Genomic DNA, 14,622 nt, shown 5'->3' with positions numbered 1-14,622 from the left:
TCTTCCAGACTCACCCGAAATCTTTAACGTTAAAGAGAGTTCTACTCGAACGTTCGAAAGTCTGGACATGGAACATCAAACCGACTTCTCGCGACTCGCAAAAATTTTCCAACCTCGCGCCCAAGAGCGAATGGATAAATTTTTTGAAAGTGGGAACCGCTTTGTTCACTACACCACGGCATCAAATGCCATCAGCATTCTCCGCTCGAGCAAAGTCTGGATGAGGAATGCACGATGCATGAACGACATTTCGGAGGTTGAGCACGGATTTGAGAACCTTCGAAACTGCTTTGCTGAGGAGGAGCGCAAAGATTCATTCTTCAATGCGCTGAACGCCGTTTCCCCAAAGTTGGCAGAAGAAACAATCGGGCTCTTCGATGATTGGATAGATCGGATAAGAACTTCGACCTTCATCACCTGCCTTTCCGAACATGACCAATCCGAAGACAAGTACGGGCGCCTCTCCATGTGGCGCGCCTATCAGCGAGACATAGGCGTAGCACTTGTTTTAAAGCCAGATGTGTTTCGATCTGAATCTGATGCCCTCAAAGTTTACTCAAGTCCTGTCGCATACGTAGATGAGGAAGAGTTTTTAGGTGACTTCATAAAAATCGTGGAAAACATTCGGTCAGAACAAGAATTCCTGAAAACTGTCCAGCGAGAACACATAGTTGCGTACATATTTTTTACACTTTTGTTCGCGGTAACTTGTTCCAAGAATCCTGGATTCCACGAAGAGCGAGAATGGAGACTGATACACTTGCCAGGCGCCTTCACAGGCAAAGTGGACCACCTGGAAACGGCAGTCGAAGTAATTGAAGGCGTCCCTCAAATAGTGAAGAAGATTCCTCTTGTGAACATACCTGACCAAGGACTGGTCGGCGCCGAGATTCCAGAGATTCTAGATCGAGTTATTATCGGACCGTCGGACTATCATTTCCAAATTTACGAAGCATTCGCTACTACGCTCTCTGAGCTCGGGGTAGAAGACGCTAGTTCAAAAGTTTACTTCTCAGAAATTCCACTTAGGACCTGATCCAACCACATGCAAAAAAGCCGCCGGTCACCCGGCGGCTTTCGCGCACTCTGAAACGATATTCCCGGCAGCGGCGCTTAGCTCCAGTTCTCCTGGGGTTTGGCGCGGGCGAAGTCGTTAACGTCGATCTTCAGGAGGCCGGCAGAGGTGAGGCCGCACATGGCTTCCTTGTCGGTCGCCGAGAAGTCTTCCAGACCCATGATGTGTTCGGTCGGGTCGTAATCGGCCATGTCGAACGGATAGTCGGTGCCGAGCACGATCTTGTCCGCACCGTATTTCTTGGCGAGGAAATCGAGCTGGTCTGTTGAGAAGACCGTCGTATCGAAATACATCTGCTTGAGGTAGCTCGTCGGCGGCTGGTCGATGTGCAGGCAGCAATCCTCGCGCTGGCCCCAGGCGTGGTCCATGCGCGCGGCATAGGCCGCCACGAAGGCGCCGCCATGAACCGCGACGATCTTCAGGCCCGGGTAACGGGCGAGCACACCGTCGAAGATCAGGTAGTGGATCGCGACCGTGGTATCGAGCGGGTTGCCGATGATGTTGGTCAGGTAGTGTGCGCCGAAACGCTCACTGGCAAACGACGTCGGGTGGAGCAGGATCGGAATGTCGAGCTCCTCGCATTTCGCCCAGAAGGGCTCAAGGCGCTCGGCGGACAGCTCGTCCTGACCGACCTGGGCGCCGATCTGGATGCCCTTGAAGCCGAGCTCGCCAATCAGCCGGTCCAGCTCCTTGAGCGCCATGTCGGTGTTTTGAAGGGGCACGGTACCGAGGCCGACCAGCCGGTCGGGCGCCTCAGACACGGCGCGCGCGATGTTGTCATTGACCTTCTGGGCGGTTTCCTGGCCCAGCGCATCCGGCGCGTCATAATGCATCTGCGGCGGCTGGGGCGACATCGCCATCACGTCGACGCACATCTTGTCCATATCTTCGAGGCGCTTGGTCACACCGGTCAGCTCTTCATGTCGGTCTTCATTCTGCTTCTTGCTGATTTCACGGGTCAGCGGGCTGGCATATTTGACCGCGTCCAGGGACATGGCGGGCACGTGCTTGCGGACTTCCTCATCGATACCCTCGGTCATGATGTGGCCATGGATGTCGACGATCAGGGTGTCCGGGCGCTGGTAGTGATCGGGATGAACCCGGCCCTTGCTGGAACCATAGGGATCGATATTTGCAACATTGCCGGCCATGGCCGCGCCTCCAATTTTCTTTTTGTGGAATTCGAGGTGCGGGTGTCCCAAACGGGGGGCGTGGCGTCAAGCGTAACTTGGTGAAAGATGCCCCGGTACGATGGTCGGGTAAGGTGGCCCGGTACGGTGGCCCTGCTTACGCCGCGCGGCAGGCTTCGCACAAACCGCGTAACTCGATCACCGTGCTGTGGGATTCGAACCCTTCGGCCCGGGCCAGGCTGCGCAACCGCTCGGTCACATCCTGCTCGGCAAACTCGGCCACGCTGTCGCAATTCTCGCAGATCGCAAACGCCGCCGCGCCGTGAGATTCGCCGGACGATTCACCGGCCGGATGGTTGCAGGCGACGAAGGCATTGAGGCTTTCGAGACGATGCACAAGGCCGAACGCGACAAGCTTGTCGAGTGCCCGGTAAATCTGCAACGGCGCCCGCAGGCCGTCGTCGCGGAGTTGGTCGAGGATCGTGTAGGCGCTGAGTGGCGTGTCGGCCTCCTGAAGCGCCCCGAACACCAGCGCCTGGTTGCGGGTCAGGTCAGGTTGGGTCTGTGGCGCGGCGGCGGCATTCATGGACTCAGCTTCCCTGGCTGGGCGGGCGTGGACGGATTATGCCTGCTGCCGGCAGCAACGCCAACAGGAAGAGGATCAGGGCCGCGACGACGATCGAGGGGCCGGATGGTGTATCCCATTCCAGGGAGCCAAACAGGCCCGCCACCACGGCGACGACCCCCAGCACGATCGCGATCAGGGCCATTGCCTCCGGGCCCGATGCCATGCGGCGTGCCGTGGCGGCCGGGATGATCAGCAGCGCGGTAATCAGAAGAACACCGACGATTTTCATGGAAATCGCGATAACCGTCGCCATGAGGAGCATGAAGATCACGTTCGCACGGGCGGGCTTCATGCCTTCCGCCTCGGCGAGTTCGTAATTCACCGTCGCGGCGAAGAGCGGCCGCCAGACGAATATCAGCACAAGCGTAACCGCCGCGCCGCCGATATAGATCACGGCAATATCGAGGTTCGAGACCGCGAGTATGTCCCCGAACAGAAAGCCCAGGAGATCCACACGCACCGAAGGGAGAAAGGCGAGCGCCACCAGACCGAGGGCAAGCGAAGAATGGGCGAGCAGCCCGAGTAGGGAATCCGATGACAGGCTGGCGTGCCGCTGCAACGAAAGCAGCGACAGGGCCACAAGGGCCGAGACGGCGAAGACGGCGGCGGTGATATTGACCTGCAGCAACAGCGCCAGCGCCACGCCCAGCAGCGCCGAGTGGGAGAGCGTGTCGCCGAAATAGGCGAGCCGGCGCCACACGATCAGGCAGCCGAGCGGACCGGCAACCAGTGCCACGCCGACGCCGGCGACGAGCGCGCGGACAAAGAAATCATCCAGCATGGTCATGCGCCTGACTGTCTTCGGATTCTGCCCCGTGATGCCCGTCGTCGGGGTGGCAATGATCGGTGACCGAACCGTCTGCATGCCGGACGGTGCCATCGGACAGATGGGTGTGGTCGTGCGTGTGTTCGTACACGGCAAGCGCCCCCGCTGCACGCGATCCGAACAGCGCGAGATACTCCGGATTCTCGGCAACCATCTGCGGCGGCCCCTGACAGCAGACATGCCCGTTCAGACAAACCACACTGTCGGTATCGGCCATCACCACATGCAGGTCGTGGGAGATCATCAGGATGCCGCAGCCCAGCGTTCGACGAATGTTGCCGATCAACTCGTAGAGCGCGATCTCGCCCGTGAAATCCACGCCCTGGACCGGCTCGTCGAGGACCAGAAGATCGGGTTTGCGGGCGATCGCGCGGGCTAACAGTGTGCGCTGAAACTCACCGCCGGAAAGATGGCGCACTTCCGCATCTGCCAAGTGCACGATCCCCACCGTTTCGAGGGCGTCCCGCACCTCCGGGTCGCTGACCTTGTTGGTGAGGGACATGAAGCGGCGCACCGTGAGCGGCAGGGTCCAGTCGATCGAGAGTTTCTGGGGCACGTAGCCGACCTTCAGGCCCGGCGCCTGCGCGGCACGGCCCTCATCGGGGGCGAGGAGGCCAAGGGCGATCTTGGCCGTCGTGGACTTCCCCGACCCGTTCGGGCCGATCAGGGTCACGGACTCGCCGCGGCGAACCGCCAGATCGATGCCGCGCACCAGCCAGCGGCCACCTCGATTGAGGCCGACATTCTCCAGCGTCACCAACGATGTCGTTCGGTCGAGCATTCCACACCGTATTTCGTACAAGAACCTTGAAAGCGGGTGATCGCACACGTTATACCATCACGCAATAATGTTATGACATTACATTTATGGACAACCACACGGCGGCGAACACGCCACAGGGACGAGAGATATGAAATTGAACCGAACATGCCTTCTGGCCGGGTCACTGGCATTGCTGGGAACCAGCGCCTATGCGGACACGCCCTCCGTTGTCGCCTCGATCAAGCCCGTCCACGCATTGGTCGCCGGCGTCATGCAGGGGGTCGGCACCCCGTCCCTGGTCATCGAGGGGGCGGGCTCGCCCCATACCTACAGCATGCGTCCTTCGAACGCCCGCACGCTCCAGGATGCGGATGTCATCTTCTGGATCGGGCCCGGGATGGAGGCCTTCCTCGACCGACCGATCGATTCTCTCGGAAAGGATGCGCGCGTCGTCACCCTCATGAATGCTCACGGCCTGCAACACGCGTCCTTCCGCGAAGGCGGCCCCTTCGAAGACCACGCCCATGACGAAAATGGCGACGATGACCATGAGGATGAAGATCACGCCGAACACGGTCACGACGACGACCACGAAAAAGAAGACCACGCCGAGCACGGTCACGACGACGACCACGAGAAAGACGAACACGCAGGGCACGGACACGATGATCACAGCGGTGAAGGGCGTGACGCGCATATCTGGCTCGACCCCGAGAATGCCAAGGCGATGACCCACGAGATCGCCGAGGCGCTGAGTGCCGCCGATCCCGCCAACGCCGCGCGCTACGAGGCCAATGCCGAGGCTCTGAAGGCACGCATCGATGGTCTAACCGCGGAGCTGCGCCAGACCCTGGAACCGGTACATGAGCGGCCCTTCATTGTGTTCCACGACGGCTACCAGCATTTCGAGCGCCGTTTCGACCTGAATGCCGCGGGTTCCATCACCGTCAGCCCCGAGGTGATCCCCGGCGCGGAGCGTGTGAGCGACATTCGACACAAGGTCGAAGAGCTCGGCGCCACATGTGTGTTTTCCGAACCGCAGTTCACGCCGCGGCTCGTGAATGTCGTGACCGAGGGCACCGCGGCAAAGGCGGGCGTGCTGGACCCGCTAGGCGCGGGCATCCCCAACGGGCCGGATCTCTACTTCACGCTGATGCGGGACATGGCCGCGTCGATGCGCGCCTGCCTGTCGCCGACGGGGTAGCCGCCGACGGGGTGGTCCCTATTCGGCCGCGGCCGGAATATCGCCGAGCGCCTCGAAGCCGCCCGCTACGAGCGAATCCACGCCCTCGTGCAGGCCGACCGTGATCAGGGGGTCCGCGCCGGTCGATTGGAACCAGTGTGCGGTTCCCGCCGGGACATGCACGCACGACCCCACGCTCAGATCGGCGACCGCATCACCGATCCCGGCCCGGCCCGCGCCGGAGGTCACCAGATAATATTCATCGGCCTTGTTGTGCCGGTGGGCCTTCAGGGCCTGACCGCCCGCGAGCACCGGTTGCCATGTCGAGTGGCCGATGCCTTGTGCGGCGCCAAGGCAGGCGCGGAATTCGGACCCGCCCCAGCCCTCAATCCCGCTCATATCGGACGGGGCGACGTCGGCGACATTCACCAGCGAACCCACATCGTAGCCCTTGTGGGGGCCCTTGAGATCGGCCTCGGTGACATCGCCCATATAGACATAACCCGTGGCCGCCACGTTACCCGCGCCGAGATACCAGCCGATCACCACGATGGGTTCGTCGTCGCTCTCGTTGGCCAACCAATGTTCGGTGTCGGCCGGCACATAGTGGAAATGCCCGGCACCGATCTCTTCCGTGGCACCGCCCGCGCCGGCAATGCCCCTGCCGCTGACGATGTAATAGATCTCTTCGCAATTCTCGTGCTTGTGCTTCTTGTGCACGGCACCGGGATTGAACCGCGCGTGAAACATGGTCGTGCCCAATCCCTGACGGTCGCTGAAGGGCAGGCGGAACTCGGTAATCAGCCAGCCGTCGCCGGCGTCCATGTTCTCCGGGGTCACGTCATTGATGTGAGTGAAGTATTTGGACGTCGCCATGGTCCGGCTCCCCTGTGTTGTCTGGCCCGACTCTAAGGCCCAGGGATGTGCACAGCAATGGGACCCGAAGAATCAGCGGCCAGGGACCGTTCCAGGTTGTTCGGTCAGCGCGTGACAGATGCAACCGGGAGCCAGACGACCATTGCCGTCAACGGCATTCAGGGCAGAATGATACCGACGATCCCGATCGCGGCACAGACAAGCACCAACGCCCGGAAGACAAGGTGTGCACCCCGGCGGGGTTTGGAACGTTCGTAAACAGGGCCATCGATCGTTACATAGGGCATGGGATCACCGAATTTTTCCAGACGCGCCATATGTATCGCGGACAATGTCTAAAATTCGGTTAGCGGCCAGAAATTTCCCGTGGCAGCCCGGCCTAGGTATCCCGCACTTCGTTGAAGGCCGCGCGCAGGCCCGCCTCCAGATCGGTGAACGCGAAATCCGGAAACAGGCGTTTGACTTCAGACGGCTCGAACGGCCGATAGCCGTTATGGGGCATCGGCCCCGAGCGCGGCAGATTTTCGATTTCGATCGATTGGTCGGCGAAACCGATTGTCATCTCGGCCAGATCGCGGAATGACGCCACTGTGCCGGTGGTGGCGTTAAGCGCGCCTCTGGTCCGATGTTCGAGCATGCGCACCGCGAGCTCGGCAACATCCAGGACGCTGACATGGTCGCGGCGTTCCTCGCCGTTGCCGAACAGGGAAATATTCTCTCCCGCCAGCACCAGACGACGATACCGGTTCGGGCCGTAGCCGTTGTGCGGATCGCCGGCACCGTAGATCAATGTCGGGCGCAGCGACGCGAACACCGTGTCGGGATTCGATTCCGCGAGCGCGGCCGAAAACATCGTCTCGCGCGCCACATGCATCTGGCCGTGGAGGTTGTCCGGTGCCGTCACCGACGCCTCGGTCAGCGAGCCATCGAAGTCGCTATAGACCGCGTCCGAACTGATATAGAGAAGCTGCGCCAGCGGCAGGCCCGTCAGGCCGTCCAATGCATTCCGCGCCATGCGGATGTTCTGATCGAACATTGCATAGTCCTTGCACGGCGCCAGCGCCGACACGAACACCACCGCATCGCCGGGCTGGAGCATGCCGCGCAGTGTGTCGGCCGCGCCGTCCGCCAGCAGATCGACCTCGCCCCGGCCGAGTTCCAGCACCGTGAAACCGCGGTCACGTGCCGCCACTACGATCGCCGAACCGACGAAACCGCCCGCGCCGATCACCACGACCCGTTCAGGCGCCGTCGCCGTGTCGTTTAAATTCTCAGCCATTTCCATCCCCGATTTTTTCATCCTGCGCACGCCGCGGGACAGTATGACCCGCGCGCTACCAAGGCAACGCAACGATCCCCGGCATCGCGCCGGTCGCATTCGGTGATAGTCTCGGCCCGACACTTCAGGAGATCAATCATGCCCGAGCTGATTCTACATGGTGCACCGCGCAGCAACCTCGTACGCACCTGCCTTATCACGCTCGCCGAGAAAGGGGTCGAATTCACCCTCGACCCGGCACGACCGCAGACCCCGGAGCAACTCGCCCGCCACCCCTGGGGCAAGCTCCCGGCGCTGACCCATGGCGATGTTTGCCTGTATGAAACTCTGGCAGTCACCCGCTATATCGACGAGGCCTTCGACGGCCCCGCCCTGCAGCCGGCCGACCCGGCTGGTCGGGCGCACATGGACCAGTGGATCTCGGTCTACAATGCCTATTTCGACCCGCCGGTGATGCGCCAGATTGTCATCCAGCGCCTGCTCCGTGACCCGTCCGACGAGGCGATGATCGCGGCCGGCATCCCGGCCGCCGAGAAAAGCCTTGCTGTCATCGACGAAGTTCTCGGGCAGTCGCCGTATTTTGCCGGCGACGCGCTGACACTGGCCGACTGCTTCTACGTGCCGGTCGTCGACTACCTTTCGATGGCCCCCGAAGGCATCGAGTTGCTGAAAAAGACCGGCAACGTCACCGCATGGCTCGAGCGCATGCGCGCCCGCGACACGGTGAAGGCGGTCGTCGCCGCCTAGACCGCGCGCGACCGCCTCAGCTTCCCCGCTCAGGAGATATCGCTTGCTTCGTGGCGCTCGTGCACCTGCAGCTCTTCGGGGCCGGAGGTCTTGTTGACGCGACGGCCCCGCTGCACCGCAGGGCGGGCCTGAATCTCTTCGGCCCAGCGAACAACGTTCTTGTAGGAGGCCACGTCGAGGAATTCGGCGGCCTCGTACTGATTGTTCAGCACCAGGTTTCCGTACCAGGCGTAGGTGGCGATATCGGCGATGTTGTAGTCGTCACCGCACAGATACTGCCGGTCGGCCAGATTCCGGTCGAGCACGTCAAGTTGACGCTTCACTTCCATCGTGAAGCGATCGATCGGGTACTCCTGCGGGAAGGGCGCATAGTGGTAGAAATGGCCAAAGCCGCCGCCCAGATAGGGTGCGCTGCCCATCTGCCAGAACAACCATGACAGACACTCCGCGCGTGCCGATTGTTCCGTCGGCACGAACGCACCGAATTTTTCGGCCAGATACAGCAGGATCGCGCCGGACTCGAACACCCGCGTCGGGGTCTTGGTGCTGTAGTCCATCAGCGCCGGAATCTTGGAGTTCGGGTTGACCTCCACGAAGCCGCTGCCGAACTGGTCGCCGTCACCGATCCTGATCAGCCAGGCGTCATACTCGGCCTCTTCCTTGCCCAACGCGAGGAGCTCCTCGAACAGCACGGTCACCTTGACGCCGTTCGGCGTGGCCAGGGAATAGAGCTGGTGGGGATGCTTGCCGCGCGGCAGTTCCTTGTCATGGGTGGCGCCGGCGATCGGCCGGTTCAGGCCGGCCCATCTGCCGCCATTCTCCTTGTCAAACGTCCAGACTTTCGCCGGGGTGTATGAAGATTCTTCGGCCATGATTATCGCTTTCCAATTGTGATCGGACCCTCGCGCATGAAAACGCGTTGAGGGTCATATGGACCTGATGATCGCACTGTCAATTTCGGATAAAGACGCCCGCGACGCAACGTGTCTGACCAACGAGAATGAGCTGGTATGTCCATGCCGCGCATCAAATTTCCCAAACGCACCGGCCGATCCGGTATTGATGTCGGGTCAAATCGGGCGCGCGCCTGATCCGCGCCCGAGGACGCCAATATGGAAACCACCGTCTTTCTCATCGTCTTGGTCGCCGCACTTCTGCACGCCACCTGGAACGCGGTCGTCAAGGGCGGCGCGGACAAGCATCTCGGCATGACCGCGGTCGTGCTCGGTCACATTCCCATCTCCATCGTCGCGATACTCTTCGCGCCGCTGCCGGATTTCGCCAGCTGGCCGTATTTTCTGGCCGGCATGGTGCTCCATATCGGCTACCAGCTGTTCCTCCTGAATTCCTATCGGATCGGCGACCTGACGCAGGTCTACCCCATTGCCAGAGGCACGGCGCCGATCCTCGTGGCGCTTGTTTCGGTGCTGGTGCTGGGCGTCGCGCTCACAACGCGCCAGCTGCTGCCCGTGTTCATGATCGCCATCGGCATCATGAGCCTGAGCCTCGTGCGCCAGCGCGACGGGCTGCGCAACCCGCGCGCCGCGGCCCTGGCCTTCGTCACCGGCTGTTTCATCGCCGGCTATTCGCTGAATGACGGGTTGGGCGCACGCGAGGCCGGAACCGCCGTGGGCTTCTACGCCTGGTTGTCATTGGTCAACGCCGTGCTGTTTGCGGCCATCATGCGGGTCATGAAGCCGGGCCTGCTGACGCGCATCCCGACGGAGGGGCCGCGCGCCTTCCTGTTCGGCGGACCGGCGTCCTTCGCGGCCTACGCGCTGGTGGTCTGGGCCTTCACCCAGGCACCGATCGCACTGGTCACGGCGCTGCGCGAGACGAGCATCATCGCCGCCTTGTTGATCGGGGTGTTTTTCCTCAAGGAACGGCTCGACCTGGCCAAGGTCGCCTCAACCGTCATCACGCTCACAGGCGCCATCCTGCTGCGCTTCGCACGATGATCATTCGCGGAAAGAATGCTGCCGCCCGCCAGACCCGAACTGGCGTCCGCCGCATTCCGAACCCGCGAGCTATGCGCGAAAGTTGGTGAAGGCATGAGGTGAGGGCGCTTTTCAGCCATGCGGTCGATACATATTATCGGGGCCGAATAGGCGGGACAGACGTGTGACGGAAGGCACGTCGGAAGGCATCGGATTTATCACTATCCGACGAATACGCGCCGAAAAAAACACCGACAAAAACACAAGGGCGAGAGATGCAATGACCGATAAACCGACCGACCCCGCCGACGCCTATCACCGGACGGAAGTCCGCGATGGCATGAAAGTCACATGGCATGAACCCATCGAGATGGATGACGGCAACGTGCTGCGCGCCGACATGTTTCAGCCGATCGAGGACGGTCAGTATCCGGTTATCCTGACCTATGGCGCCTTCGGCAAGGGTGTGGCTTTCCAGGAAGGGTTCGCCCTGCAGTGGCAGAAAATGATCGAGGATTATCCGGAAGTTCTCGAAGGCTCGACGAACAAGTATCAGAACTGGGAAGTGACGGACCCCGAACGCTGGATACCCCATGACTATGTGGTGATCCGGGTCGATTCGCGCGGCGCGGGCTGGTCGCCGGGCTACATGCAGAACATGTCGCCGCGCGAAGTCCAGGATGTGTATGCCTGTATCGAATGGGCCGGCACCCAGCCATGGTCGAACGGCAAGGTCGGCATGCTCGGCATTTCGTATTTCGCCCGCAACCAGTGGCGCGTTGCGGCCAAGCATCCGCCTCACCTCGCGGCTATTATTCCCTGGGAAGGGGTCGCGGATCCCTATCGGGATTCGGACTATCACGGCGGAATCCTGAGTGAATTCCAGAAACAATCGTCGAGGGTCCAGGTCGTCGGGTCCCAGTATGGCAACGGCGATCGGGCGCGAAAGAACCCGAATACCGGCGAATCCGTCGCCGGCCCCGTCACCCTGCCCGAGGAAGAGGTGCTGGCAAATCGCAGCGGAACCTTTGACGACATCAAGGCCAACCCGCTGTTCAACGAGTTTCATCAAAGCCGCGCCGCCGAACTCGAGAAGATCGAGGTGCCGCTGCTGTCCTGCGCCAACTGGGGCGGCCAGGGCATCCACCCCCGGGGCAGCTTCAATGGCTATATGGATTCGAGCTCGAAGCAGAAATGGCTCGAGGTCCATGGCGATTCGCACTGGTCGATGTTCTACACCGACTATGGACGCGCCCTGCAGAAACTCTTCTTCGACCATTTCCTGAAAGGCGAGGACAATGGCTGGGATCGCGGACCGAAGGTAATGCTGAACATCCGGCACCCCGGCGAGAAATTCGTCTATCGCGAAGAAGACGAATGGCCCCTCGCGCGCACCCAATGGACGAAATTCTACCTCGATCTCGACAATGCGCGCCTCGTCACCGAACCCATCAAGGATGAGACCGAGGCGACGTATGCGACGATGGGCGAAGGTCTGGACTTCTGGCTACCGCGGCGCGACGAGGATATGGAAATCATCGGACCGATGGCGTCGAAGATCTTCCTGTCGTCACAAACCAATGATGCCGACCTTTTCCTGATCGTGCGTCTGTTTGACCCCGATGGCGAAGAGGTGACCTTCATGGGGTCAACCGATCCCAACACACCGATCGCGAATGGCTGGCTTCGCGCCTCGCAACGTCGTCTCGATCCGGAAAAGAGCCGCCCGGAACGCCCCTTCCATCCCCACGACCGGACCGAACCTCTGGAACCCGGTGAGGTCTATGAGTGCGACGTCGAGATCCTCACATCGTGCATCGTCGTGCCGGCCGGATGGGACCTCTGCCTTTCGGTGCGCGGCAAGGACTACGAGTACAAGGGTGAACTCTCGGAGTTCGCGCAGAAATTCCACTACGCGACTCGCGGTACCGGCGGCATGACCCACAACGATGAGGACAACCGGCCGCCGGCAATATTCGATACGGATGTCACGCTGCATGCCGGCGGCGGCAGAGACCCGTTTCTCCTGTTGCCGGTTATTCCGCCCAAGGCCTAATAGTCCTGGCGACGTCAGGTGACGACATTCAGTTCCCGGATCGGGTACTGGTGAAGATTCTCCGCGCCGTCGTCATTGACGACACAGATATCGCCGAGCCAGACACCCATTGTCTCGTCATCCTTGATGGGCCAGCCGGTGACGCTCACGCAGGTGTTCTTCTGGAACACAAAATCGGATTCGGTCACCGAATCGGCCGTGGCCCGGATATCCGGCGGTTCGTTCATGGTCGACCAGCCTGAAATGCTGGTTTTCGGCCGATAGCCCGCTTTCCGGATGTCGTCATGACATAGCGGGACCAGATCCTTCGCCTGCACACCAGGCTTGATCGCCGCGTGCAGGTTGTGGCTGGTCGATACCGCAAGCTCGAACATTTTCTCGTATTCGGGTGTCGGATCGCCCATGAAGAACGTGCCCCAGATCTTGCCGTAGTAGCCGCCTATTCCCGCCGCGACCTCGGTCATCACGACATCGCCCATCTCGATCGGCGTCGTAAGCGGATAGAAATGCGGATAGTCCATGTCCGGATTGCTCATCGGTGTGCGGCCGACATGGTGCAAGGCAAGGCGCCCGTTCATCTCGATCGCCGTGCGCGCCATGATGCTGTAGAGGTCGCAGGGCCGGACACCGGGACGGACCGCGTTCATCATGACGTCATAGACGGCATCGGTCACCGCGGCCGACTTTCGCATCCGGGCAATCTCTTCCTCGCTTTTGACAAGCTTGAGGTTTTCGTACCACCGCGTGACCACCTCGAACTCCGTGTCCGGCAGTCCCTCCGTGATGGTCATATGCGCCTCATGGGGCAGATTGATATTCAGCCAGCCTGAATCGCCGACGATACCAACTCGTTTTTTCTCGAGGCCAAGTTCCTTCAGGCGCTCGATGACCGGGCCGGTATTCGACGACATACCCCCCGACTGTTTGAACAGGGATCCCGCCCCGCGGATATCATCAATGACAGCGTTGTCGCGGATATTCTTGATGTGGCTCGGGGTCGCGACGAACATCGTCGGATCCTCGTGCAACGGCACCACCAGGTAGGACTGGCTGAACGACGGAACGCTCGTCAGATAGACGAGGTTCGACTGTCCGACCTCCATCCCCAGGGAGCGGCTGATGCCGTACACCAGCAGGCAGTCGAGACCCTCTGCCTCCATCCCCTTACGCACCAGCGTATAGCGGCGCTCATATTCTTCCGGTGAAAACCATGGCCAGAAAAAATTCGGACATTCCATGGGTCGTTCCCTCCTGTGGCTCAATTTATTAACGCTTGAAGCTGCTCGGCGGCCGGGTATTCCCGGGGTCGTTCGCGCGTGACCGAGCGGCTCCTGATCGGCTGGAAATAATGGCGTGTTATTGTCGATTGGCGCCGTCCGGATCGGTCTGTTCGCCGTCACCGAGCACGAGGGTCCGCTTCATTGCCTCGATATGGACCATCACCGCGTTTTGCGCTGCTCGCGGATTTCTCGAAAACACGGCCTCCATGAGGTCGCCATGGTCTTGAAGCGATGAACTCATCGAACGACCGGTGATATTCACCGTCTGACGCGCACGAATGAGCTGTGTCACCACGGCCTTGTGAAAACGCATGAGCATTTCGTTTCCCGACGCCTCGACGAGCGCCAAGTGCAGGTGCATGTTCACGCCGAAATATTTCGGAATTTCAGGGTCGAGCGCCCGACGTCTGAACCGGGCATAGGCGACCTCAAGGCGCGCCATTTGTTCATCATCGGCAAGTGTCGCGACGAGACGGACGGCAAGCTCTTCGAGCGCACCGAGAAGATCCAGCGCCTCGATGACGGCCTGATCGCTGATCTGTTTCACGACGGCGCTTCGGTTCGGCTGCCAGACGATGAGGTCCTCCGAGGCGAGCACACGCAACGCTTCACGGACCGGTGTGCGCGAGACACCCCGTTCATTACCGATGCTCGTTTCCGACAACCGCGAACCCGGTGGGATATCGCCTTCAATGATCGAATCGCGCAGCCAGCTTGTGATTTCGACATCGGCCCGCCGGGGTGGCAGCTTTCGGGCTGGGTGTTCGTCCGTGGTCATCTGCAATGCCTCGCCAACGGGCAGAAATGTCGAGCGCCTTCAGGCGCGTTGATAATTGGTCATT

Annotated in this window: 14 protein-coding genes; 5 read left to right on the top strand and 9 right to left on the bottom strand. The window is 60.9% G+C overall.

The genetic code is table 11. From position 1 onward, the window contains the following. Positions 1-238: 238 nt before the first annotated feature. Positions 239-1,036 carry a DUF2971 domain-containing protein gene (locus tag ABJ363_04805; GenBank protein MEP4378300.1) on the top strand — a complete coding sequence of 266 codons (798 nt, stop codon included), beginning with the start codon at positions 239-241 and terminating at the stop codon, positions 1,034-1,036. Between the two features lie 77 nt (positions 1,037-1,113). Here ABJ363_04805 and ABJ363_04800 read toward each other — a convergent pair whose 3' ends face one another. The 4 genes from ABJ363_04800 to ABJ363_04785 all read right to left on the bottom strand — a co-directional run bounded on the left by ABJ363_04800 (position 1,114) and on the right by ABJ363_04785 (position 4,440). Next, positions 1,114-2,226: an amidohydrolase family protein gene (locus ABJ363_04800; protein MEP4378299.1), complete on the bottom strand. Its 1,113-nt coding sequence runs from the start codon at positions 2,224-2,226 to the stop codon at positions 1,114-1,116. A gap of 136 nt (positions 2,227-2,362) precedes the next feature. After that, a complete protein-coding gene (locus tag ABJ363_04795; protein ID MEP4378298.1) occupies positions 2,363-2,791 on the bottom strand; it encodes a Fur family transcriptional regulator in 429 nt (142 codons plus the stop codon). A 4-nt stretch (positions 2,792-2,795) separates the two neighbouring features. Further along, a complete protein-coding gene (locus ABJ363_04790; protein ID MEP4378297.1) occupies positions 2,796-3,614 on the bottom strand; it encodes a metal ABC transporter permease in 819 nt (272 codons plus the stop codon). Next, a complete protein-coding gene (locus ABJ363_04785) occupies positions 3,604-4,440 on the bottom strand; it encodes a metal ABC transporter ATP-binding protein (GenBank protein MEP4378296.1) in 837 nt (278 codons plus the stop codon). The genes ABJ363_04790 and ABJ363_04785 overlap by 11 nt, the downstream gene beginning before the upstream one ends. Positions 4,441-4,570: 130 nt before the next feature. Between ABJ363_04785 and ABJ363_04780 the strand changes: the two genes are divergently transcribed. After that, the gene (locus tag ABJ363_04780; protein ID MEP4378295.1) at positions 4,571-5,626 is read left to right on the top strand and encodes a zinc ABC transporter substrate-binding protein; all 1,056 of its coding nucleotides are present in this window, start codon (positions 4,571-4,573) and stop codon (positions 5,624-5,626) included. An 18-nt stretch (positions 5,627-5,644) separates the two neighbouring features. On the opposite strand, the gene ABJ363_04775 is transcribed toward ABJ363_04780, so the two are convergent. Together ABJ363_04775 and ABJ363_04770 are read right to left on the bottom strand one after the other, a co-directional pair. Beyond that, positions 5,645-6,481: a cupin domain-containing protein gene (locus tag ABJ363_04775; GenBank protein ID MEP4378294.1), complete on the bottom strand. Its 837-nt coding sequence runs from the start codon at positions 6,479-6,481 to the stop codon at positions 5,645-5,647. 379 nt (positions 6,482-6,860) lie between these two features. Continuing rightward, positions 6,861-7,760, bottom strand: coding sequence for an NAD(P)-dependent oxidoreductase (locus tag ABJ363_04770; protein ID MEP4378293.1), 900 nt, complete (start codon positions 7,758-7,760; stop codon positions 6,861-6,863). Between the two features lie 138 nt (positions 7,761-7,898). Here ABJ363_04770 and ABJ363_04765 point away from each other — a divergent pair, with 138 nt between their 5' ends. Next, on the top strand, positions 7,899-8,507 hold the full coding sequence (locus ABJ363_04765) for a glutathione S-transferase family protein (GenBank protein MEP4378292.1): 609 nt from the start codon (positions 7,899-7,901) through the stop codon (positions 8,505-8,507). Positions 8,508-8,536: 29 nt separating this feature from the next. Here ABJ363_04765 and yghU read toward each other — a convergent pair whose 3' ends face one another. Next, complete coding sequence (gene yghU / locus ABJ363_04760; protein MEP4378291.1) at positions 8,537-9,379, bottom strand: glutathione-dependent disulfide-bond oxidoreductase; 843 nt, start codon at positions 9,377-9,379, stop codon at positions 8,537-8,539. Between the two features lie 240 nt (positions 9,380-9,619). On the opposite strand from yghU, the gene ABJ363_04755 reads away from it, so the two are divergent. Next, the gene (locus ABJ363_04755; protein ID MEP4378290.1) at positions 9,620-10,465 is read left to right on the top strand and encodes a DMT family transporter; all 846 of its coding nucleotides are present in this window, start codon (positions 9,620-9,622) and stop codon (positions 10,463-10,465) included. Positions 10,466-10,724: 259 nt separating this feature from the next. Beyond that, positions 10,725-12,500 carry a CocE/NonD family hydrolase gene (locus ABJ363_04750; GenBank protein MEP4378289.1) on the top strand — a complete coding sequence of 592 codons (1,776 nt, stop codon included), beginning with the start codon at positions 10,725-10,727 and terminating at the stop codon, positions 12,498-12,500. Positions 12,501-12,514: 14 nt separating this feature from the next. On the opposite strand, the gene ABJ363_04745 is transcribed toward ABJ363_04750, so the two are convergent. Both ABJ363_04745 and ABJ363_04740 read right to left on the bottom strand, forming a co-directional pair. Continuing rightward, positions 12,515-13,738 carry a M24 family metallopeptidase gene (locus ABJ363_04745; GenBank protein MEP4378288.1) on the bottom strand — a complete coding sequence of 408 codons (1,224 nt, stop codon included), beginning with the start codon at positions 13,736-13,738 and terminating at the stop codon, positions 12,515-12,517. Between the two features lie 118 nt (positions 13,739-13,856). After that, on the bottom strand, positions 13,857-14,558 hold the full coding sequence (locus ABJ363_04740) for a GntR family transcriptional regulator (GenBank protein ID MEP4378287.1): 702 nt from the start codon (positions 14,556-14,558) through the stop codon (positions 13,857-13,859). Positions 14,559-14,622 lie beyond the last annotated feature (64 nt).

Source organism: Alphaproteobacteria bacterium (assembly GCA_039980135.1).
In the GTDB taxonomy this organism is placed as follows: domain Bacteria; phylum Pseudomonadota; class Alphaproteobacteria; order UBA6615; family UBA6615; genus UBA8079.
Note: the sequence above shows the minus strand (reverse complement) of the source record. Positions and strands in the feature narration are given on the sequence as shown.